Here is a 19,679-nt window from a genome sequence, read left to right on the forward strand (position 1 = left end):
ATCGCCCCCGCGAAAGGTTACAGTTTGGACAGGCTTTGGAGCTTCTGGATCGATCGCGGCGGCACGTTCACCGACGTGATCGCCCGCGCCGACGACGGCCAGGAAGTCTCCTTGAAGCTGCTCTCGGCCTCGCCAGCCTATGCCGACGCCGCCGTCGAGGCGATGCGCCGGGTGCTGGGCGCGAAGGCCGGCGAGCCCTTCCCCGCCGCGCGCGTGCGGGCGATCAAGATGGGCACGACCGTGGCCACCAACGCCCTGCTGGAGCGGGCCGGGGCCAAGACGCTGCTGGTCGTCACCGAGGGCTTCGCCGACGCCTTGGTCATCGGCGACCAGGCCCGCCCCGACCTCTTCGCGCTCAACATTGAGCGGCCCGCCCCGCTCTATTCCAGCGTGGTCGAGGCGGCCGAGCGGCTGGCCGCCGACGGTTCGGTGGTCGCCGCGCTCGACGAGGCCGCGCTGATGGCGTCCTTGCGCCAGGCCCGCGCCGAGGGCTTCACCTCGGCGGCCGTCGCCTTCCTGCACGCCGACCTCAATCCCGCCCACGAGCGCCGCGCCGGCGAACTGGCGCGCCAGGCGGGCTTCGATTTCGTCGCCCTCAGCCACGAGGTCTCGCCCCTACCCCGCTTCGTGCCGCGGGCCGAGACCACCGTCGCCGACGCCTACCTGACCCCAATCCTGCAGGCCTATGTCGAGCGCGTGGCGAGCGCGGTCCAGGGCGCGCCGCTCTACTTCATGACGTCGGCCGGCGGCCTGGTGCACGCCCAGGCGTTCCGCGGCCGCGACGCGGTGGTCTCCGGCCCGGCCGGCGGCGTGGTCGGCGTCGCCCGCACCGCGCAGATCGCCGGCGCCGAGCAGGCGCTGGGCTTCGACATGGGCGGCACCTCGACCGACGTCTGTCGTTACGCCGGCCTGCTGGAGCGCCGCGACAGCGCCAAGGTCGCCGGCGTCAAGCTGCGCAGCCCGATGCTCGACGTCGAGACCGTCGCCGCTGGCGGCGGCTCGATCCTGGCCTTCGACGGCCTGCGCGCCCGCGTCGGCCCGCAGAGCGCCGGCGCCGATCCCGGCCCCGCCGCCTATGGCCGCGGCGGCCCGGCCACCGTCACCGACGCCAACCTGGTGCTCGGCCGGCTGGACCCGCGCTTCTTTCCGTCGATCTTCGGGCCCAACGCCGACGCCCCGCTCGACATCGCCGCCGCCCGCGCCGCGCTGCAGAAGCTCGCCGACGCCATGGGCGCTGAAAGCGTCGAAGCGGCCGCTGAGGGCTTCGTCGCCATCGCCGTCGAGCAGATGGCGCGGGCCACCGACCGCATCTCGACCGAACGCGGCTTCGACCCGCGCGACCACGTCCTGACCGCCTTCGGCGGCGCCGCCGGCCAGGTGGCCTGCGAGGTCGCCGAGGCGCTGGGCCCCTCGCAGGTGATCTGTCCGCGCTACGGCAGCGTGCTCTCGGCCTGGGGCATCGGCCAGGCCCAGCTCGCCAGCCTGCGCCAGGTCGGCCTGGGCGCGCACCTCGACGTCGCCGGACTGGAGCGCGCCCGGACGGCGGCGGAGCAGGCGCAGGCCGCCGCGCGCGCCGCCCTCGCCGAACAGGGCGCAGAGGCCGGCGAGATCCGCCGCGTCCTGCGCCTGCGCTATGACGGCGCCGACGCCGAACTGCCCGTCGCCCTCGGCCCGCTGGAGCGGGTCCGCGCCGAGTTCGAGACCGCTCATAAGCGGATGTTCGGCTTCATCGAGGCGAACCTCCCGATCATCATCGCCTCGGTCGAAGCCGAAGCGGTAAGCGAGGCCGCCAATTCCTCCCCCGCTGTGGGAAGTGGATCGCCGCAACGCGGCGAGACGGAGGGGCAACCTCAGAATTCCCCGTCGGTCGCCCGGTCGGCCGACAGCTCGCCCAACGGGGGAGCAATTGAGCACACCCGCATGTTCTTCCACGGCGCCTGGCGCGACGCGCCGATCATCGCCGCAGACGAGCTCACCGCCGCCGAAGGCCCGGCCCTGATCGTGCGCGCCGACACCCAGATCGCGCTCTCCCCCGGCTGGACCGCCGCGCCCGGCCCTGACGGCATGGTGCGCCTGGAGCGGGCAGGCCGCCGCGAGGTCGCGGCCCTGGCGCTCGACAAGCCCGATCCGGTCACGCTCGAGCTCTTCAACAAGCGCTTCATGGGCGTGGCGGAGGCCATGGGCGCGGCGCTGGAGCGCACCGCCCACTCGGTCAACATCAAGGAGCGGCTCGACTTCTCCTGCGCGCTGTTCGACCTGGACGGCGGCCTCGTCGCCAACGCCCCGCACATGCCCGTGCACCTGGGCTCGATGGGCGCCAGCGTCCGCGCCGTCCGCGACCGCCACCCGACCCTGAAGCCAGGCGACGCCTTCGCGCTGAACAACCCCTACGCCGGCGGCACGCACCTCCCTGACATCACCGTCGTGATGCCGGTGTTCGTGGCCGACGCAGCCCGCCCCGCCTTCTACGTCGCCGCGCGCGGCCACCACGCCGACGTCGGCGGCGTCCAGCCGGGCTCGATGCCGCCCTTCTCCCATACGCTGGAGGAGGAAGGCGTGCTGCTCGACGCCTTGCCGATCATGAGCGGCGGCGTCTTCCTGGAGGACGCCGTGCGCGCGGCCCTGACCGCCGGGCGCTATCCGTCCCGCGCGCCGGACCGCAATCTCGCCGATCTCAAGGCCCAGATCGCCGCCTGCCAGGCCGGCGCCGCGGCGGTCAGCGGCATGATCGAGACGTTCGGCGGCGACGCAGTCGCGGCCTATATGGGCTTCGTCCAGGCCAACGCCGCCGCCTCGGTCCGCCGAGCGGTCGGCAAGCTCAAGGACGGCGTCGCCCGCGTGCCGATGGACGGCGGCGGCGAAATCGTCGTGCGCACCACAGTCGATGCGGCCGCCGGCGAGGCCGTGCTCGACTTCCGCGAGTCGGCCGGCCAGCTCGGCTCGAACTTCAACGCTCCCTCGGCGATCGTCGACGCCGCCGCGCTCTATGTCTTCCGCAGCCTGGTCGACGACGACATCCCACTGAACGCCGGTTGCCTGGAGCCGCTGAAGATCCTGACCCGCGAAGGCTCGATGCTGGCCCCTCATTATCCGGCCGCGGTCGTCGCCGGCAATGTCGAGACCAGCCAACACGTCGTCGACGCGCTCTATGCGGCGCTGGGGGTCATGGCCAACGCCCAGGGCTCGATGAACAACTTCACCTTCGGCGACGAGACCCGCCAGTATTACGAGACCATCTGCGGCGGGGCAGGCGCCACCGCGCAGCAGGCCGGGACCAGCGCGGTGCACACCCACATGACCAATTCGCGCCTGACCGACCCGGAGATTCTCGAGCGCCGCTTCCCGGTCCGGGTCGAGGCCTTCGCCATCCGCCGCGGCTCGGCCGGCGCCGGCGCCCGGCCGGGCGGTGACGGCGCGCTCCGCCGCATCCGCTTCCTGGCCCCCATGGAGGCCGCCCTGCTCTCCACCCGCCGCGACCACCCGCCCCAGGGAATCGCCGGCGGCGGGGCCGCCTTGCCTGGCGTCCAGCGTTTGATCGGCGCCGACGGCGCGGTAAAGGAACTGCCGGGCTGTTTTTCACTTACAGTCGAGCCCGACGACGTCATCGAGATCGAGACCCCCGGGGGCGGGGGTTTCGGGGCCGCCTGATCCAGTCTTCAACGAGGTTCCATGCCAGCGCTACTCATCGCTCTCGCCCTTCTGGCCGTCGACCAGGCCGCCGAGCCGGCCGCCGCGGCTGCGCCCGCGACGCCCGACGGGGTCGCCGACTTGCCCTGGCCGGTGGGCGCGCCGCGCGACGACTACGGGCTGGTCTCCTGGTGCCACGGCGCGCTGAGCGGCTATCTCGACCTCCACGACCAGGTGATGCCCGAGGTGACACGCATCGAGAGCACCTATCGCCCGCCGGGCCGCTCGCTGGCGGAGGACCTGAAGGTCTATGCCGACATGCAGAAGCAGAGCCGCAAGGACCTGAAGACCTTCGAGCGCGCCATCGAGACCGCCGAGAAGGCCAGCATCCGGCCGCTCGGCCCGATCGGCGCGGCGGCGATCAAGAAAGGCCAGGCGGTCTGGGCTGGCGCCCCGAACCTGACCAAGGCCCGCCTCGCCCAGGAATGGATGAGCTGGTCGCTGCCGGTGCGCTGCGGCCCCACCGCCGAACGCCTGGAAAAGAACGCCAAGCTGCTGGGCGCCGCTTTCGACCCGACCGCCGGGCTGGAAGCGGCCGCCGCGCCGGAGGCCCCGCCTCCGGCCGAAGCCCCCACCAGCTGATCGGCGCGACTCCTCTGGGGACGTTTCGCCGCGGAGCTTGACTCCTCCACGGCGGAGCGCTCCCTCTGCGTATCGGCGTTATGCGCCGCGCCGCCCCTCCCCCGGGTGGATCCGAACCGTTTCAATCACGCCTAGGACAAAGTAGCGCCCCATAGCGTCTCGATAGTCTGGGCGCGGACCTTTATGGTTGACGTCCAGGCCCGGCGGGGGCGCCTCAAAGAGAGACCGGCTTGCCGACAGTCGCCTTTGTCAATCCGAAGGGAGGCGCGGGGAAGACCACCGCCGCGCTGCTGCTCGCCCTCGGCCTCGTCGAGCGCGGGCATCGCGTGGCGATGATCGATTCCGACCCCAACAAGCCGCTGGTGCACTGGGCCTCGCTGCCCGGTCGGCCGGACAAGGTCAGCATTCATCCCGCCCCGACCATGGAAGACATGCGCGACGCCCTGCGCGAGGCCCAGCGCAAACAGCCCGACTGGCTGATCCTCGACACCGAGGGGTCGATCCGCGGCGCCATGGCCTTCACGACCATGCGCCTGGACCTGGTGGTCACCCCGCTCGCGGCCTCGCAGCTCGAAGCGATCCAGGCGATCAAGGCCGCCGAGATGGTCACCCAATTCGGGCGCAGGGCCGGCCGCCCCCTGCCCCATCGCTGCCTGCTGACCCGCGTGCCGGCCGCCCTGCGCCCGCGCTCGCTGAAGGAGGTCGTGGCCCAGCTGCGAACCAGCGAGATCGAGATCCTGCCGACTCCGCTGATCGAAAAGGAAGCCTTCCGCACTCTGTTCGCGGTCGGCGGCGGCTTCGACCGGCTCGAAGCCAGCGGAGTCAGCGGCGTTCCCGCGGCCCGCGCCAACGCCGAGGCCTACCTCGTCTCGGTGCTCGATTTGCTGGCGAAACCTACCGAAGCGTCAAACTAATCCGCCTGGCGGAATCCTGAACGCTCGCCAGGATTCTCGGCGAACAGTGTCTACACGCCTGAACTTGCAGCATACCGGGCCGTTGAAGCTGAATCTTCGCAGCTGTGGCGCGGAAGCGACATTTTCGGGCGCCAGAGCCAATTCGACGGACAGATCAAAACTGCGCACTGATTTTTATGAGGAAATTCGTGCCAATTTCGAATCACCGGTACGATTTAGCGTTTACGTCGAAAATTCGAACGCCGTTTTTGCGATAACGGCATTCGATTACGTCGATCTAGCGGCGTTATTCTATCCGTGACGGAAAAGAGACTTGCGTTTCCGGGGCTTCGCCGCTCTTTCATCCGCCACGTTAAGACGACAATTCGACGTATAACGTAGTTATATTAGGGGAAACGTATGTTGCATTGTAGGTACCTCGCAGGAGCCTCCTCCCTCGCGCTCCTGGCGGTCCTCGGGCTCGCCGGCCCTGCCAGCGCGCAAGACGAAGCCACGGCGGTTGAAGAAGTCGTGGTCACCGGCTCGTTCATCGCCGGCACGCCTGAAAACGCCGCCCTCCCGGTCAACGTGATCGGCCAGGACGAAATGCAGAAGCAAGGCTCGCCCAGCACGGTCGACCTGCTGAAGTCGATCCCGGCGGTGTCCGGGGTTCTCGGCGAAGCCAACCAGTACGCCGCCGCCCAATCCACGGGCGTGGGCAACGTCAACCTGCGCGGCCTCGGCGCCGAGCGGACCCTGGTGCTGATGAACGGCCGCCGCATGGCGATCTCGCCCGGCGCGATCTATGTCGACACCAACATGATCCCGACGGCCGCCATCGGCCGCGTGGAAGTGCTGAAGGACGGCGCCGCCGCGACCTACGGCTCCGACGCCGTCGCCGGCGTCGTGAACTTCATCACCCGCAAGAACTTCTCGGGCCTCGAAGTCGCGGGCAACTACTCGTACATCGACGGCACCGACGGCGACTATACGGTCAGCGCCGCCTACGGCTGGCAAGGCGATAACGCCGACATCCTGCTGACCGCCGGTTACCGCAAGCGCACCCCGCTGCCGGTCACCGAGCGCGACTTCGCGATGCGTTCGCTCACCGACAACCCGCAAGGCGGTTGGTCGAGCTTCGGCAACCCCGGCCTCTACCTGACCAGCGCCAACGGCGGCGTGACTTACACCAACCCGCTGCTCGACCCGGCCTGCGCCACCATCTCGGGCCCGGCCACGTCGACCGGCTGCCAATTCCAGTTCATCGGCTTCAACAACCTGATTGAAGAAGAAGAACACTGGCAGCTGTACGGCGAGATCAACTTCGACCTCACCGAGAAGACCAAGTTCCACGCCGAAGTTCTGTACGCGGCGCACGACGTGCCCCAGGAACACTCCTCGCCGTCGTATCCGCCGAACAACTATCCGACCTCGGCGCTGACCGGCAAGATCCAGCCCAACGGCTTCTTCATCCCGGCGGCCAACCCGGGCCTGCAGGCGCTGCTCGGCCAGATGACCCCGGCCCAGGCCGCGGCTGCGGCCAACGGCCTGTTCACCACCGTGGCCTGGCGTCCGATCGGCGTCGGCGGCAACGACCTGTTCGGCGGCGGCGCCAAGCACGACCGTCGCTACTTCGAGACCTACCGCCTGTCGGCCGGCCTGAAGGGCGAGTTCGACTTCGGCGGCGGCATCGGCTGGGACGCGGCCGTCACCTACATGGACTCCAACTCCGACGTGGCGACGTCCGACATCCTGGTCGGCAAGCTGCAGCGCGCGATGATGGGCTTCGGCGGCGCCAACTGCCAGGGCACGACCCCGGGCGCCAACGGCTGTCTGTGGTTCAACCCGTTCTCGACCGGCGTCGAAGGCAACGTGATCGACGGCCGCACCAACCCGGGCTACGTCGCCTCCACGGCCAACAGCCGCGAAGTGCTCGACTACATCTTCGGTGAGTACGGCTACAAGCAGCGCTCGCGCATGTTCACCGCCGACCTGGTGTTCAACGGCGAAGTGGGCAGCGTCGACTTCGGCGCCGGCCCGCTGGCCTGGGCCGCGGGTGCGCAGTACCGCTGGAGCGGCGTGGAGCGTCAGAACAACGACGACACCAACATCGCCGTCAGCCCCTGCGCCGACTCGTCGGTGAACCCGGGCGCGACCTGCGTGGCTCAAAACGGTCCGTTCAGCTTCTTCGGCGCCCTGGCCGACTACGACCTCGACTACTCGGTCGGCGCGGCCTTCGTCGAAGCCCAGATGCCGTTCACCGACAGCCTGACCGGCACCCTGGCGATCCGCTACGAGGACTACGGCGGCAACATCGGCGCGACCACCAACCCGAAGGTCGCTCTGAAGTGGCAGGCCACCGACTGGCTGGCGTTCCGCGTCTCGGCCGGCTCGACCTTCCGCGCCCCGCCGCAAACCCAGATCGCTCCGACCGCGACGACCAACCTGTCGTACACCACCGCGGCCGGCGGCTATCGCGCCTATGACCTGTGGGGCAACCCGAACCTGGAGCCGGAAAAGGCCAAGACGCTGAACCTCGGCGCCCTGTTCGACTTCGGCGACTTCCGCGCTTCGGTCGACTACTGGTCCTTCGACTTCGAGGGTCCGATCCGGTCGGAAAGCGGCTCGCAGATCGTCAATGCGATCTTCCCGAACGGCTCGGCGGGCGCGAACAACTGCGGCAACCCGGCCTACGCCGCGCTGCAGAACCGCATTTCGTTCACCGGCGCCTGCTCGGCCGCGAACATCAACCGGGTCCGCCACTACTTCGTGAACGGTCCGGACGTGAAGACCAGCGGTATCGACCTGTCGGCCAACTACACGGCCCGCGATGTCTTCGGCGGCGACATGAACTTCGGCGCCGACGTCACCTACGTCATCGAATACGTGGTCGCTCAGAACACGATCGAGGGCATCGTCACCGCCAAGGAAACCGACTACGTCGGCACCATGGACTACCTCGGCTACGGCTCGCAGCCGCAGTGGAAGGGCAGCGCCTTCGCCGAATACAACCGCGGCGACCACAACCTGCGCTGGACCGTCCGCTACGTTGACAACATGGTCGACACCCGTGGCGGCTCCTCGACCTTCGCGACCAACCAGAACGGCCGCAAGATCGACGCTTTCATCACGCATGACCTGGCCTATCGCGTGTTCCTGCCTTGGGACACGACCCTGACGGCCTCGGTCATCAACGTGCTGGACGAAGATCCCCCGTTCGCCCGTCTTGACCTCAGCTACGACCCGTTCACGGCGAACCCGCTGGGCCGGTACTACAAGCTGGGCGTCACCAAGAAGTTCTAGAGGTCTTCCCCCTCGAGAACGCTGACTGGGGCGGCTCCTAAGGGAGCCGCCCTATTTTTTTGGCCGTCAGACCGGCAGGCCCTCGGCCACCCGCCGCGCGTAGCAGGCGTCCCAGAACGGTTCGCCTCCGAATTTCTCCAGCATCAGTTCGGTGAGCGCGCGCACCTTGCCCGACATGTGCGCGGCCGGCGGCGGGCGAACGACGTAGAGACCCAGAGGCGGGGCCGGGAAGTCGAGCAGCAGCGGAACCACCTCGCCCTTGTCGATCGAAGGTCCGACCAAGAAGGTCGGCAGCATCGCCACCCCCAGGCCCGCGACCGCCGCGGTCAGGATCGCCGGCCCGTTATCGGCCTTGAAGCGTCCTTCCGGACGGACGGTGATCGTGCGTTTGCCGTCCTGAAAGCGCCAGACCTCCGAACCGCTCATTACCGCCGGCAGACCGTCGAGGTCTTCAGGCCGCTCAGGCACGCCGTGCGCCTCCAGAAAGGCCGGGCTGGCGATAGCCGCAGCGCGGATCGGCGCGATCTTGCGCGCCACCAGGCTGGAATCCTCCAGCACCCCGATCCTCACCGCCGCGTCGTAGCGCTCGCCGATGAGGTCGACGAAACGGTCGCTGTAGGAAACCTCGACGTGCAGCTTGGGATGGCGCACCGCCAGCTCCGCCAGCACCGCCGACAGGTGGGTCATGCCGAACGACAGCGGCGCGGAGATCCGCAAGCTGCCGACAATCTCCTCGCCGCGCTGGGCCAAGTCGTCGCGCGCGGCCTCCAGCTCGGCCAGCACCCGGTCGGCGCGCTCCTTGAACTCGATCCCGGCCTCGGTGACCGAGACCCCGCGCGTCGTACGGCTGAGCAGCTGGGTTCCCAGTTCCGCCTCCAGCCTCGCCACGCGGCGGCTGATCATCGACTTCGACAGCCCCAGCCGCTGGCCCGCGCGCCCGAAGCTCTGGGCCTCCGCCACTTCCGCAAAGGCCTGGATATCCTCGAGGTCGAGCATCTGGCGTTCCCATCCATGCAACAATCTGGTGCGGAATATCGGGCTACTGTTGCGCCTTTCAAGACCTCACCTCTGTCGGCGTCGAATTCACTCAACGCCTTGGAGGGCGCCTTGACCCACATTCTCGTTCTCAACAGCAGCGTCAGCGGCGAGGCCTCGATCTCGCGCCTGCTGGTCGCCGACGCCGTCGCCGAGCTGACCGCCCGCGATCCCCACGCCCAGATCGTCTTCCGCGACCTCGCCGCCGATCCCATCCCGCACCTGCTGCCGTCCACCGTCGCCGGCGTCCGCGCCCAGCCGTCGAGCCCGGCCGAGCTAGAGGCCCGCGCCCTCTCCGACAAGCTGATCGCCGAACTGCGCGCGGCCGACGTCATCGTCATCGGCGCGCCGATGTACAATTTCAGCGTACCCACGACCCTGCGCTCCTGGTTCGACCACGTGCTGCGCGCCGGCGAAACCTTCCGCTATTCCGAAGCTGGTCCCGAAGGCCTGCTGACCGGCAAGAAGGTGATCGTCGTCGAGAGCCGCGGCGGTCTCTACAGCGAAGGCCCGGCCCAGGCGCTGGACTTCCAAGAGCCCTACCTGCGCCAGTTGCTCGGCTTTGTCGGCCTGACCGACGTGACCTTCATCCGCGCCGAGAAGATCGGCTACGGCCCTGATGCTCGCGACCAGGCCGTGGCCGACAGCCGCGCGGAACTGGCCAAGCTCACGGCCTGACAAGATCGGCGCCTCGCGCCGAGACTGGAGGGGGACCGCCCGCATCGGCCCAGACAGGCGGTCCCCCTCGGTCACACTTCCCGACGCATGAACACGCGCGCAGTCTCATCGAGTCCGCGCGCTTCGTGTTCGGCCCGGATCTGAACCATGCCCGGCGTCAGATCCTCGACTACGCGAAAGCCCAGCCGTGCATAGTACGGCGCATTGAACGGCACGTCCCTGAAGGTCGACAGCGTCAGCGCCGGCCAGCCGCGCCGCCGCGCCACGTCCGCCACGGCGTCCAGAAGCGCCGCCCCGATCCCACGCCGCGCATGGCTGGGCAGCACGTCGATCTGCTCGACATAGGCGCAGCCGTCCTCGGGGCGGAACATCACGAAGGCGACCGCCGCGCCCTCATCCTCGGCGACCAACAGCCCGCCGGCCGCGATCCGTGCGGCGAGGATCGCGGCGTCGGTCGGTTCATCGTGCGCCAGCCAGGCCCGGTCAGTTCCGAGAAACCGGCTCGCTGAAAGCCGTTCGGTCTCACGCACGCGGTCGATCTCGTCGGCGCGGGCGGGGCGGATATGGATCATCTGGAAACCCGGTCAGGAGGGATCGCCGCGCCGGCCCGGCGCGGGTGAGGACTGGTTCGCGATGGGCGCGGCGTCAGGCCTTCAAGGATCGTGGTCTCCAAGCGGCTCGCCCAGGCGGCCCCTGCGCATTACATAGATGCGACGAGAGGATGCCGCCATGCAGACGCCCCGCCTGATCTACTTCGCCGACCCGATGTGCTCGTGGTGCTACGGCTTCTCGCCGGTGATCACCCAGATCCGCCGCACCTTCGGCCGCGCCCTGCCGATCCAGCTCGTGATGGGCGGCCTTCGCCCTGGCAACGACAAGCCGACCACCGAACAGGCGAAAACCGAACTGAAAATTCACTGGGAGCACGTGCACGAGGCCACCGGCCTGCCGTTCGTCGACGCCGTTCTCGACCGCCCGGGCTTCCTCTACGACACTGATCCGGCCGCCCGCGCCGTCGTCCGCGTCCGGCGCGAAGACGGTGAGAAGGCGGTGCAGTTCCTGGCCCGCCTGCATCACGCCTTCTACGCCGAGGGCCTCGACGTCACCAAGGCGGAGGTGCTGGCCGACCTCGCGGCCGAGTTCGGCGTCGATCGCGACGCCTTCCTCACCGATTTCGAGACCGACGACCTCAAGCACGAGACGTGGAACGACTACGCCACCGCCCAGCGCGCCGGGGTGACAGGCTTCCCGACCCTGGTCGGCGGGCCGAACGAGGAAGGCCACTACGGCATCGTCAACCGCGGCTACCAGCCGGCGCCCGCGGTGCTGTCGGTTCTGCACCAGTGGCTGGGCACGGAGCCGGACGCCGCTACTCCAGCGTAAAGCCGACCTTCAGCAGCACCTGATAGTGGGCGACCTTGCCCCCCTCCACGTGGCCGCGGACCTGGATCACCTCGAACCAGCGGATGTTGCGCACCGTGGCGCTGGCCTTGGAGACCGCCGTCTGGATGGCGTCCTCCACGCTCGAGGTCGACGACCCCGCCAGTTCCAGAAGCTTGTAGACATTGTCGTCGGCCATGGCGGGCCTCCCTTGTCGCTGCAGGGAGGAACGGCCGCATTGGCGCGAAGTTGCGGCCGGCGACGGACGCCGGCCGCCAAGGGTCAGAACTTGTAGTCGATCCCGACCCGCAGCAGGTTCGCCCGCGCGTCGGCCTCGGTCGTGAACGCCGCGTAGCCGTTCGGCGTCACCCAGGAAGCCCGCACGTCGCCGAAGTCGGTGTAGAGCCACTCGCCGCGCGCCGACAGGTTGTCGCTGAAGGCGTACGCGCCGCCGATCCCGGCCGCCCAGCCGGTCTTGGTGCTCTTGTCGCTGTAGCTGCCGGCGTTCCCCAGCGCGCGGTTGTCGGCGTAGCTCGCCTTCACCTCCACCTGCGACATCGCCAGACCCGCGGTGCCGTAGAGCATGTACGGACCGCTCGCCCAGCCGATACGCGGACGCAGCGTCCAGACCCAGTCGGTGCTGACTTCCTGGCTGATGGTGGCCATGATCGGCGGGTTGATCACCGACGGCAGGACGAACGAGTTCGAGCGGCTCTGCCCGATGTCCATCCAGCCGACGTCGGTTTCCAGGCCGAACACCCAGTTGCCGCTCTGATAGTTGTAGCCGCCCTGGATCCCTCCGGTGAAACCCGTGTCGTTGTCGTCCGAGGAGATCGGCGCGTTGAGCGCGGCGACGTCGCGTGGGTCGATGGGCGCGGCCCCGTTGCCGCGCTCGATCCTGGTCTTGATCGAAGTGTCGCCCCAGCTCGCGCCGAGGTTCCCGCCGAAATAGAAGCCCGTCCAATCATAGTCCTGGGCAAGCGCCGAGGCGGGCGCGAGCAGGCTGGCGCAGCCGGCGGCCGCCAAAACAAGTCTGAGAGACATCACTATCCCCTCTCGTTTTCACGTTGTGAGATCGCGCCCGGTGGTGGGACCGCCGCCGACGAAGGAGCGCCGGGGTCGAGCTGGGCATCCTCGTGCGTTGCGCTCGAAGGCGTGGCCGGAATTGGTCTCCAGCATCTTCATTGTGGCGCCGCGCCCCGTCGGCGCACAGATCGGGTTGATGCCCGAGGGAACGCTCAGGCCCGACGCAGCATGCGCGCGCGGCGTGCTCCGGCACGCCGCGCCCCAACGATGAACGGGTTGGCGTCCTCAGCCAGGAACCTGGTCCAGGAAGCCGGTGACGGTCTTCAGCCGGCCGTCCTCGACCCGCACATAGTCAGTGCCCTTGATCGGCGCGTCGGCGACTCCGTCCGGCCCGAGACCCCAGGAGAAGCGCACATGGTCGCCATGGCCGTCGGGCTCGCCGATCAGGGCGAACCGGAAGCCCGGGAAGCGCTCCTGCACCCCTGCGATCAGGGCGTCGACCCCGGCGTGGCCTTCGACGGCGGCCAGCGGATCGACATAGACCGCGTCTCCCGTCCAGGTGTCGGCGATCATCGCCCGGCGGGCGGCGACGTCGGTCTCGTTCCAGGCGGCGATGTAGATTTCGGCGATGTCGGCGGCGGTGGTCATGGGTCAGCTCCTTGTTGACGCCCCGACCATGCCGGCCGCGCGAAGGCTGCGCGATTACCCGTCAGGTAACGTGGCGGCCGCCTTGCGAAACCCGCCGCCCAGCGCCTAGCGTCGCGCAAACGGGAGGAGCCGGGCATGCAAAGCCACATCCGCACGATCGAATACCATCGCGACGACGCGCTGCACGACGGGGCCCTGGTGCTGCCGGACGGCGCCCACGAACCGCTGCCGGGCGTGCTGGTGTTCCACGGCTGGGAGGGGCGCTCCGAAGGCCAGGAGCATTTCGCCCGACGCCTGGCCGGCCTTGGCTACGGCGCCTTCTGCGTCGACCTTTACGGCGAGGGCCGGCGCGGCTCGACCCCGGCCGAGTGCGAGGCGCTGATGACTCCGCTGGTCCAGGACCGGGCCGAACTGCGCCGGCGGCTGCTGCATGTGGTCGAGGTGGTCGCCGCCCTGCCCGAACTGCGCGCCGACGCTCTGGCGGCGATCGGCTTCTGCTTCGGCGGCCTCTGCGTGCTCGACCTGGCCCGCGCCGGCGCGCCCCTCAAGGGCGTCGCCAGCTTCCACGGCCTGTTCACCCCGCCGGGCCTGCCGACTGTCAGTCCCATCAAGGTCAGGATCGCGGCCTATCACGGCTGGGACGACCCCATGGTCCCGCCGGCAGACGTCGTCGCCCTCGGCCAGGAACTGACCGCCGCGAAGGCCGACTGGCAGCTCCACGCCTTCGGCGGCGCCAAGCACGCCTTCATGAACCCGGGCGCGAACATGCCCGACATGGGCATCGAGTATCACGAGGCGACCGCCCACCGGGCCTGGACCGCCATGGCCGGCTTCCTCGGCGAGGCGCTGGCCTGACATGCTCAAGCTCACCTTCGCCCTTGTCCGCCGCCCAGAACTGACCCGCGAGCAGTTCCAGGACTATTGGCTCAACACCCACGCGCCGCTGGTGGCCAGCGTCCGCGAGACGCTGCGGATCCGCCGCTACGTTCAGTTGCACAGCCTGCCGGCAGAGACCTCGGCGGCGCTGCGCGACGTGCGCGGCGGGCCGGAAGGTTTCGACGGCGTCGCGCAGCTCTGGTGGGACAGCTTCGAGGACATGGCGAGCGCCGAGCCCCGCGCGGCCCGCGAAGCCGGCGCCCTCCTGCTGGAGGACGAAAAGCGGTTCGTCGACCTGTCCCGCTCGCCCCTCTGGTGGGGCCACGAGCACGTCATCTTCTGAGGCGGAGCAAAGAAAAGGGCGCTCCCGACCGAAGCCGGAAGCGCCCTCTTAGCCTGTCCCCACAGGCGGACCTCGTCGCCGTCCTCGGCGCCGCGTCGAAACGATGGCGTCTTTATGACGGACGGAATGAGTCGATCCAATTAACATTCTTGTCGCAGTTGTTCCGCAGACGCACCTGCCACCACAAAATGCGGGAACGTGGCGCCTAGAACACCCTACCTCAGGTCGAATTGGATTTGATTACGCCGCTCGGTCGCGCGCCTTGCCGCGCAGCCCGAAGCCGCCCTCGCCATGCCCACCGAGGCTGGAGAACCGCGCCTCCTCCGCCTTGTGGAAGAACTGCGAGGCGACGAGCCAGGCCTTCACCGGCCGCAGCGTGCCCAGGCAGCCGATGATCAGCGCCGGAAACACCGTCACGACGTGGAACCATATCGGCGGGTGATAGACCACCTCGACCCAGGTGAAGACCGCGATGACGATCATGCCGATGGCGGTCATTACGAAGAACGCCGGGCCGTCCGCCGGGTCGGCGAACGAGAAGTCGAGCCCGCAAGCCTCGCAGCTCCGGGCCATCTTCAAGAAACCGCTGAACAGCTTGCCCTTGCCGCAGCGCGGGCAGCGGCAGGTCAGACCCGAGATGATCGGCAGCGGCGGGTCATAGGTTTGGTTGGCGTCGGCCATGGCCAGGTCCTACATACAATCGTTGCATTTATGCCTACAATTAAATATCAATGTATGGATTTCGGAGCGAGATAGCAAGCATGGCCGGCCCTGCGACCTTCTGGCTGCGGCGCGTCGAACGCGGCGGCGGCCCGATCTACCTGGCGATCCTGCGCGCGCTCGAGGCGGCGATCACCGACGGCGAACTGCAGGCCGGCGAGCAGCTGCCGCCCCAGCGGACCGTAGCCGCCGTGCTCGGCGTCGACTTCACCACCGTCACCCGCGCCTACGCCGCCGCCCGCGCCCGCGGCCTGGTCGAGGGCGCGGTCGGACGCGGCACCTTCGTCGCCGGCCGGGCGGCCGAGGACGAAGCGGGCCTCGTCGATCTGTCGATGAACCTGCCGCCGCCGCCCAAGGGGCTCAACCTCGGGAAACTCCTGAAGGAGACCGCCGGCGCGGTGCTCGATCGCACCGACCCGCAGGCGCTGATGGCCTATCATCCGTCCGGCGGATCGCTTGCCCAGCGCGCCGCCGGCGGCGTCTGGCTCGCGCCCTGCCTGGGCGAGGTCTCCCCCGACCGCATCGTGGTGGCGCCAGGCGCCCAGGCGGCGCTGGCCGCAACCCTGGCCTTGCTGACCCGGCGCGGCGACGTGATCATCGTCGAGCCCCTGACCTTTCCGGGCGTTCGGTCAGCCGCCGCACTGCTCGGCCTGCGCCTGGTCGCCTGCCCGGTCGACGATGAAGGCTTCGATCCGGCCGCCCTCGCCCGGCTCTGCGGCGAAACAGCGGCCCGGGCGATCTATTGCATCCCGACCCAGCAGAACCCGACCGCCGTGACCATGGGGGAAGCCCGCCGCCGCGAGGTGGCGCAGATCGCCCGCGCCGCCGGCGTCCCGATCATCGAGGACGACGCCTATGGCCGGCTGCCGTCCGCCCCCCTGCCCGCCATCGCCGCTTTCGCGCCGGAGCACGTCTGGCATCTGGCCACCACCGCCAAGGCGCTGTCGCCCGGCCTGCGCATCGCCTATGTCGCCGCCCCCGACGCCGGCGCCGCCCAGCGTCTGGCCGAGGCCCTGCGCGCCACCACCTTGATGCCCGCCCCGCTCGGCGCCGCCATCGCCACCGCCTGGATCCGCGAGGGAACCGCCGACAAGGTGCTGGCCGCGGTCCGCGCCGAGGCGGGCGAGCGCCAGGCCCTCGCCCGCCAGATCCTGCCCGCCGCTCACGGCTCGCCGGAAGCCATCCACATCTGGCTGGACACGCCCGATCACTGGCCCGGCGATCGCCTGCGCGACACCGCGCAGAGCCGCGGTCTGTCCCTGGTCACCGCTGAGGCCTTCGCCGCCGCGCCCGGTGCACGGTCCGGCCTGCGGATCTCGCTGGGCGGTCCGGCCAAACAGACCGTCCTCGCCCAGGCCCTGCGCGGCGTCGCCGCCATCCTCGGCGGCGAGCCGAGCGGCCGGCTGGTGGTGTAGCTCTAGGCCGGGAACGTCAGGTAGCCGCGCTCAACCATGCGCCGCATGGCCTCGTACGCTTCGGTCAGCTCCTCATAGGCGCTGCGCAGCGCGCCAAGCCGCTCGGTTTCCTGAACGGTCAGCAGATGCGGGGTTTCGCTCAGGGCCAGCGCCTCCGACACCCACTGGCTGCGGGCCAGGGCCGCGGCCACCGCCAGCTTCTGGAACTTAGCAGCGTCGGCCTGGCCGAGCATCTGGCCGATCACCTCGCGGTTGGACGCGTAGGCCGTGTAGTCGATCTGTTCGATGTGGCCGCGCAGGCGCTTTTGGGCCTGCGGGTCGAGCGAGCCGTCCGGCTCGAAATGGTCGTGAGACCGCCGCACGCTGGACGTCCGGGTCACCGACATGCCGACCTCCCAGGTCGCAAGACCCCTGTCTCGCAAGGGCCGGGCCATCCTGGCGGGGCGCTGCTTAAGAGGGCGTTGACGCGGTTCGGAAGAATCTCTTGGCCTCTCTGCGGGGATGCCCTGTCGCCGCACGCCGGCACGAGCATCGACACCGTCCAGGACGAGGTGCGCTAGTGGCTGACCAGCGCCTTCACCGAGCAGCCGGACTAGGCAATCTCGCCAAGGAAGGCTAATCGGGCGCGATGAGCGACAAGCCGACCACTCCGCCCGACCGCCTCTCGGTCAACCCCGCCAGCCCGCACTACAACGAGGAGGCCCTGGCGCGCGGCGTCGGCGTCCGCTTCAAGGGCGTCGAGAAGACCAATGTCGACGAATACTGCGTCAGCGAGGGCTGGGTGCGGCTCAGCGTCGGCAAGACCGTCGACCGCAAGGGCAACGCCATGACCGTCAAGCTTCAGGGCACGGTCGAGCCCTACTTCCAGGACCTGGCCGAGTAAGGCCTCGCGGCGCGGCCTGCGCGGCCGTTCCCTACAATCCACCAAGCGGCGCTAGTGCGGCGCCGACAGGCAGTGCAGGTCGTCCGGCACGGCCTCGCTCGCGGCTGGTCGCCGGCCCGCAACAGCCTGACGGATGGCGCGCTTGCGCCCCTCCTGCCCCAACATCTCCTGCAGCCAAAGGACCCAACCAAAGGGAACATCCTTATGCAGTCTGTGTAGTTCTTCCATCGCCCGCTCCTTCCTCTTCGCTTGACGGCAAAGCGTAAATCGGACGAACGGCGCGCGATGACAAACGCATCCTCCTGCTCTATGCATTAGGAACACTTATGCCAGACATCCTCGCCACCATCCCGCTCAGCGCGATCCGCGTGTTCGAGGCCGCCGCGCGGCTGCGCAGCTTCACCCGCGCCGCGCAGGAGCTGGGCGTCACCCAGGCCGCGGTTAGCTGGCAGGTGAAGGCGCTGGAGAAACGGCTCGACCAGGCGCTGTTCCAAAGGCTGCCGCGCGAAGTGACCCTCACCACCGCCGGCGAGCGGCTGTCGCGCGCCGCCAGCGAGGCGGTCAGCGTCCTGCGTACGGCGCTGCAGGACATCGCCGAGGTCGGCGAAGGCGTGCTGTCGATCACCTCGCTGGCCACCGCCGCCAACCAGTGGCTGGCCCCCCGCATCGGCACCTTCCAGCTCCGGCATCCGTCGATCGCCGTGCGTCTGGACACCTCCACGCGGCTGGTCGATCTCGCGCACGAGAACTTCGACGTCGCCCTGCGCTCAGGCGAGGGCGAATGGCCGGGGATCGAGAGCCACTACCTGTTCCCGCACATCCATGCGCCGCTCTGCACGCCGGCCATGCGCGAGCGGTTGGGCGGCCTGACACGGCCTCAAGACCTGCTGGACGCGCCGCTGATCGGATCGCCGGACGAGTGGGCGATCTGGTTCGCCGCCGCCGGTGTCGGCCGCCAGGACGCCGCCGACATCCGCACGCCGCGGATCATCGGCGACAGCCAGACGCTGGAGGTCGCCTCCGCGCTCGGCGAACAGGGCGTGGCCCTGGCCTGCCCGTTCTTCTTCTCGGCCGATCTCGACTCCGGGCGGCTGGTCATGCCGTTCAAGACCGTCGCCCACTACGGCGGGGCGTACTGGCTGGCCTATCGGGCCGACCGCGCCCGCGCGCCCAAGATCAAGGCGTTCCGCGAGTGGATCCTGGACTGCGTCGCGCAGGACCCGGTCCTGCGCGACTATCCGCGGCGCGAGCCTTAGGACGCCACGCAGGTCGAGAGATTGACCGGGCCGGTCGGAATGCGCTTCCACTCGCCGCCGACCTTCTGGAACTCCGCCACAGCCGAGGTCGGGCGATATTCCGATCGCGCCACGTCCCAGGCTTCCCAGCCCATGGCCGCGCCGATCTTCGCCGTCATGCCGCGCGCCGCCTCGTCGGGGCTCACCTCGCGCAGCCCCTTACAGGCCACCTCGAACGCGCGGCACTGCTCGCCGTCCGGCTTGCCCTTGCATTGCGGGTCGTTGGCCTTCAACTCGGCGTGCCAACCACGGATGGCGACATCCAGGCCGGCGTTCGGGTCGCCGCTCTGCGCCCCCGCCGTCTTCTCGCCGCACGCCGCCAGTCCCAGCGCCGCAGCTGCGAGGATCGCCGTGAAAAATGCTTTCACCGTCTGCTCCGTCCAACGCACGCCCCGAAACGCAGGGCGCAATGGCGGAACGCTTAACTGCGCGAACATGGCGAGCAGATGACGACGAAAGCACAATCGCCGCCATAACCTTCACCATGGGCCGCGGCGCCCAATCAGCAGTCACCGCTCGCGCCCCAGGATCGCGGCCGCGATAAATTTTCATGACCGGGTTGAATTGACTGGATAGCCGCGCCGACTTTTCGCACAACCCCGCAGGAGGGACGGAATCTTGAAGATGACCCGGCGACGGGACAGCAAGGGTTCTGAGATGAAGGTGCTGGCTACGACGGTCTTTATTGTCGCGATCGCCTCGGCGTCCTCCGCCGAAGCGCCGACGTTCGCCAGTCGCGCGCCGCCGACCGCCGCCCAGGCCGGAACGGTGGTGGCGCTGCTCAGCGGCCCGGACTTCACGGTGGTGACCCCGCGTGGAGATCCCTGGAACGCTAGGGCCCTGCCCCGCAGCGGCGAGACTCGCTAACCCATTCAGCCTGCGTTCAGCGGGACTTTGAGATTTTATCGCCTGAAC

The 19,679-nt window shown here is 69.2% G+C and carries 20 protein-coding genes; 12 read left to right on the forward strand and 8 right to left on the reverse strand.

Features of this window, described 5'->3' with window-relative positions; genetic code table 11:
- Positions 1–24: 24 nt before the first annotated feature.
- The 4 genes from GGQ61_RS15105 to GGQ61_RS15120 all read left to right on the forward strand — a co-directional run bounded on the left by GGQ61_RS15105 (position 25) and on the right by GGQ61_RS15120 (position 8,465).
- On the forward strand, positions 25–3,648 hold the full coding sequence (locus GGQ61_RS15105; protein ID WP_343056150.1) for a hydantoinase B/oxoprolinase family protein: 3,624 nt from the start codon (positions 25–27) through the stop codon (positions 3,646–3,648).
- Positions 3,649–3,669: 21 nt separating this feature from the next.
- Positions 3,670–4,269, forward strand: coding sequence for a hypothetical protein (locus tag GGQ61_RS15110; RefSeq protein ID WP_183774361.1), 600 nt, complete (start codon positions 3,670–3,672; stop codon positions 4,267–4,269).
- Positions 4,270–4,499: 230 nt separating this feature from the next.
- A complete protein-coding gene (locus GGQ61_RS15115; protein WP_183774363.1) occupies positions 4,500–5,183 on the forward strand; it encodes a ParA family protein in 684 nt (227 codons plus the stop codon).
- Positions 5,184–5,582: 399 nt separating this feature from the next.
- On the forward strand, positions 5,583–8,465 hold the full coding sequence (locus tag GGQ61_RS15120; protein WP_183774366.1) for a TonB-dependent receptor: 2,883 nt from the start codon (positions 5,583–5,585) through the stop codon (positions 8,463–8,465).
- Between the two features lie 66 nt (positions 8,466–8,531).
- On the opposite strand, the gene GGQ61_RS15125 is transcribed toward GGQ61_RS15120, so the two are convergent.
- Complete coding sequence (locus GGQ61_RS15125) at positions 8,532–9,461, reverse strand: LysR family transcriptional regulator (RefSeq protein ID WP_183774368.1); 930 nt, start codon at positions 9,459–9,461, stop codon at positions 8,532–8,534.
- A 111-nt stretch (positions 9,462–9,572) separates the two neighbouring features.
- Between GGQ61_RS15125 and GGQ61_RS15130 the strand changes: the two genes are divergently transcribed.
- Positions 9,573–10,178 (forward strand): FMN-dependent NADH-azoreductase, encoded by a 606-nt coding sequence (locus GGQ61_RS15130; protein ID WP_221221062.1) that lies wholly within the window; start codon positions 9,573–9,575, stop codon positions 10,176–10,178.
- 71 nt (positions 10,179–10,249) lie between these two features.
- Here GGQ61_RS15130 and GGQ61_RS15135 read toward each other — a convergent pair whose 3' ends face one another.
- Positions 10,250–10,750, reverse strand: a complete 501-nt coding sequence (locus GGQ61_RS15135; protein ID WP_183774373.1) for a GNAT family N-acetyltransferase — start codon at positions 10,748–10,750, stop codon at positions 10,250–10,252.
- A 157-nt stretch (positions 10,751–10,907) separates the two neighbouring features.
- Between GGQ61_RS15135 and GGQ61_RS15140 the strand changes: the two genes are divergently transcribed.
- Positions 10,908–11,561: a DsbA family protein gene (locus tag GGQ61_RS15140; RefSeq protein WP_183774376.1), complete on the forward strand. Its 654-nt coding sequence runs from the start codon at positions 10,908–10,910 to the stop codon at positions 11,559–11,561.
- Here GGQ61_RS15140 and GGQ61_RS15145 read toward each other — a convergent pair.
- The 3 genes from GGQ61_RS15145 to GGQ61_RS15155 all read right to left on the reverse strand — a co-directional run bounded on the left by GGQ61_RS15145 (position 11,548) and on the right by GGQ61_RS15155 (position 13,232).
- On the reverse strand, positions 11,548–11,757 hold the full coding sequence (locus tag GGQ61_RS15145) for a dodecin (RefSeq protein ID WP_183774379.1): 210 nt from the start codon (positions 11,755–11,757) through the stop codon (positions 11,548–11,550). The two genes, GGQ61_RS15140 and GGQ61_RS15145, sit on opposite strands and share 14 nt — an antisense overlap.
- An 83-nt stretch (positions 11,758–11,840) precedes the next feature.
- Positions 11,841–12,602, reverse strand: a complete 762-nt coding sequence (locus tag GGQ61_RS15150; RefSeq protein WP_183774382.1) for an outer membrane protein — start codon at positions 12,600–12,602, stop codon at positions 11,841–11,843.
- 267 nt (positions 12,603–12,869) lie between these two features.
- Positions 12,870–13,232, reverse strand: a complete 363-nt coding sequence (locus GGQ61_RS15155) for a nuclear transport factor 2 family protein (protein WP_183774385.1) — start codon at positions 13,230–13,232, stop codon at positions 12,870–12,872.
- A gap of 135 nt (positions 13,233–13,367) precedes the next feature.
- Between GGQ61_RS15155 and GGQ61_RS15160 the strand changes: the two genes are divergently transcribed.
- Positions 13,368–14,087 (forward strand): dienelactone hydrolase family protein, encoded by a 720-nt coding sequence (locus tag GGQ61_RS15160; protein WP_183774388.1) that lies wholly within the window; start codon positions 13,368–13,370, stop codon positions 14,085–14,087.
- A gap of 1 nt (position 14,088) precedes the next feature.
- Positions 14,089–14,451, forward strand: coding sequence for an EthD domain-containing protein (locus GGQ61_RS15165; RefSeq protein ID WP_183774391.1), 363 nt, complete (start codon positions 14,089–14,091; stop codon positions 14,449–14,451).
- Positions 14,452–14,691: 240 nt separating this feature from the next.
- On the opposite strand, the gene GGQ61_RS15170 is transcribed toward GGQ61_RS15165, so the two are convergent.
- Entirely contained in the window at positions 14,692–15,132 is a 441-nt protein-coding gene (locus tag GGQ61_RS15170; protein ID WP_183774394.1) for a DUF983 domain-containing protein, read from the reverse strand.
- A gap of 80 nt (positions 15,133–15,212) precedes the next feature.
- On the opposite strand from GGQ61_RS15170, the gene GGQ61_RS15175 reads away from it, so the two are divergent.
- Positions 15,213–16,586, forward strand: coding sequence for an aminotransferase-like domain-containing protein (locus tag GGQ61_RS15175; RefSeq protein WP_343056151.1), 1,374 nt, complete (start codon positions 15,213–15,215; stop codon positions 16,584–16,586).
- 2 nt (positions 16,587–16,588) lie between these two features.
- Here GGQ61_RS15175 and GGQ61_RS15180 read toward each other — a convergent pair whose 3' ends face one another.
- Positions 16,589–16,972, reverse strand: a complete 384-nt coding sequence (locus GGQ61_RS15180; RefSeq protein ID WP_183774398.1) for a hypothetical protein — start codon at positions 16,970–16,972, stop codon at positions 16,589–16,591.
- A gap of 242 nt (positions 16,973–17,214) precedes the next feature.
- Between GGQ61_RS15180 and GGQ61_RS15185 the strand changes: the two genes are divergently transcribed.
- Together GGQ61_RS15185 and GGQ61_RS15190 are read left to right on the forward strand one after the other, a co-directional pair.
- Complete coding sequence (locus GGQ61_RS15185; RefSeq protein WP_183774401.1) at positions 17,215–17,469, forward strand: DUF3297 family protein; 255 nt, start codon at positions 17,215–17,217, stop codon at positions 17,467–17,469.
- Between the two features lie 326 nt (positions 17,470–17,795).
- A complete protein-coding gene (locus GGQ61_RS15190) occupies positions 17,796–18,725 on the forward strand; it encodes a LysR substrate-binding domain-containing protein (RefSeq protein ID WP_183774405.1) in 930 nt (309 codons plus the stop codon).
- On the opposite strand, the gene GGQ61_RS15195 is transcribed toward GGQ61_RS15190, so the two are convergent.
- A complete protein-coding gene (locus GGQ61_RS15195; protein WP_183774408.1) occupies positions 18,722–19,132 on the reverse strand; it encodes a hypothetical protein in 411 nt (136 codons plus the stop codon). The two genes, GGQ61_RS15190 and GGQ61_RS15195, sit on opposite strands and share 4 nt — an antisense overlap.
- Positions 19,133–19,388: 256 nt before the next feature.
- Here GGQ61_RS15195 and GGQ61_RS15200 point away from each other — a divergent pair, with 256 nt between their 5' ends.
- Positions 19,389–19,631, forward strand: coding sequence for a hypothetical protein (locus GGQ61_RS15200; RefSeq protein WP_183774411.1), 243 nt, complete (start codon positions 19,389–19,391; stop codon positions 19,629–19,631).
- The last annotated feature ends 48 nt before the right edge of the window (positions 19,632–19,679 follow it).

The sequence above is a fragment of the Phenylobacterium haematophilum genome (assembly GCF_014196295.1).
Taxonomy (GTDB): Bacteria; Pseudomonadota; Alphaproteobacteria; order Caulobacterales; family Caulobacteraceae; genus Phenylobacterium; species Phenylobacterium haematophilum.

Bases quoted from the DNA above. Each gene is read 5' to 3' on its own strand.
- GGQ61_RS15110 (WP_183774361.1), top strand. From the start codon at position 3,670: ATGCCAGCGCTACTCATCGCTCTCGCCCTTCTGGCCGTCGACCAGGCC.
- GGQ61_RS15120 (WP_183774366.1), top strand. From the start codon at position 5,583: ATGTTGCATTGTAGGTACCTCGCAGGAGCCTCCTCCCTCGCGCTCCTG.
- GGQ61_RS15125 (WP_183774368.1), bottom strand. From the start codon at position 9,461: ATGCTCGACCTCGAGGATATCCAGGCCTTTGCGGAAGTGGCGGAGGCC.
- GGQ61_RS15135 (WP_183774373.1), bottom strand. From the start codon at position 10,750: ATGATCCATATCCGCCCCGCCCGCGCCGACGAGATCGACCGCGTGCGT.
- GGQ61_RS15140 (WP_183774376.1), top strand. From the start codon at position 10,908: ATGCAGACGCCCCGCCTGATCTACTTCGCCGACCCGATGTGCTCGTGG.
- GGQ61_RS15145 (WP_183774379.1), bottom strand. From the start codon at position 11,757: ATGGCCGACGACAATGTCTACAAGCTTCTGGAACTGGCGGGGTCGTCG.
- GGQ61_RS15150 (WP_183774382.1), bottom strand. From the start codon at position 12,602: ATGTCTCTCAGACTTGTTTTGGCGGCCGCCGGCTGCGCCAGCCTGCTC.
- GGQ61_RS15155 (WP_183774385.1), bottom strand. From the start codon at position 13,232: ATGACCACCGCCGCCGACATCGCCGAAATCTACATCGCCGCCTGGAAC.
- GGQ61_RS15160 (WP_183774388.1), top strand. From the start codon at position 13,368: ATGCAAAGCCACATCCGCACGATCGAATACCATCGCGACGACGCGCTG.
- GGQ61_RS15165 (WP_183774391.1), top strand. From the start codon at position 14,089: ATGCTCAAGCTCACCTTCGCCCTTGTCCGCCGCCCAGAACTGACCCGC.
- GGQ61_RS15170 (WP_183774394.1), bottom strand. From the start codon at position 15,132: ATGGCCGACGCCAACCAAACCTATGACCCGCCGCTGCCGATCATCTCG.
- GGQ61_RS15175 (WP_343056151.1), top strand. From the start codon at position 15,213: ATGGCCGGCCCTGCGACCTTCTGGCTGCGGCGCGTCGAACGCGGCGGC.
- GGQ61_RS15180 (WP_183774398.1), bottom strand. From the start codon at position 16,972: ATGTCGGTGACCCGGACGTCCAGCGTGCGGCGGTCTCACGACCATTTC.
- GGQ61_RS15185 (WP_183774401.1), top strand. From the start codon at position 17,215: ATGAGCGACAAGCCGACCACTCCGCCCGACCGCCTCTCGGTCAACCCC.
- GGQ61_RS15190 (WP_183774405.1), top strand. From the start codon at position 17,796: ATGCCAGACATCCTCGCCACCATCCCGCTCAGCGCGATCCGCGTGTTC.
- GGQ61_RS15200 (WP_183774411.1), top strand. From the start codon at position 19,389: ATGACCCGGCGACGGGACAGCAAGGGTTCTGAGATGAAGGTGCTGGCT.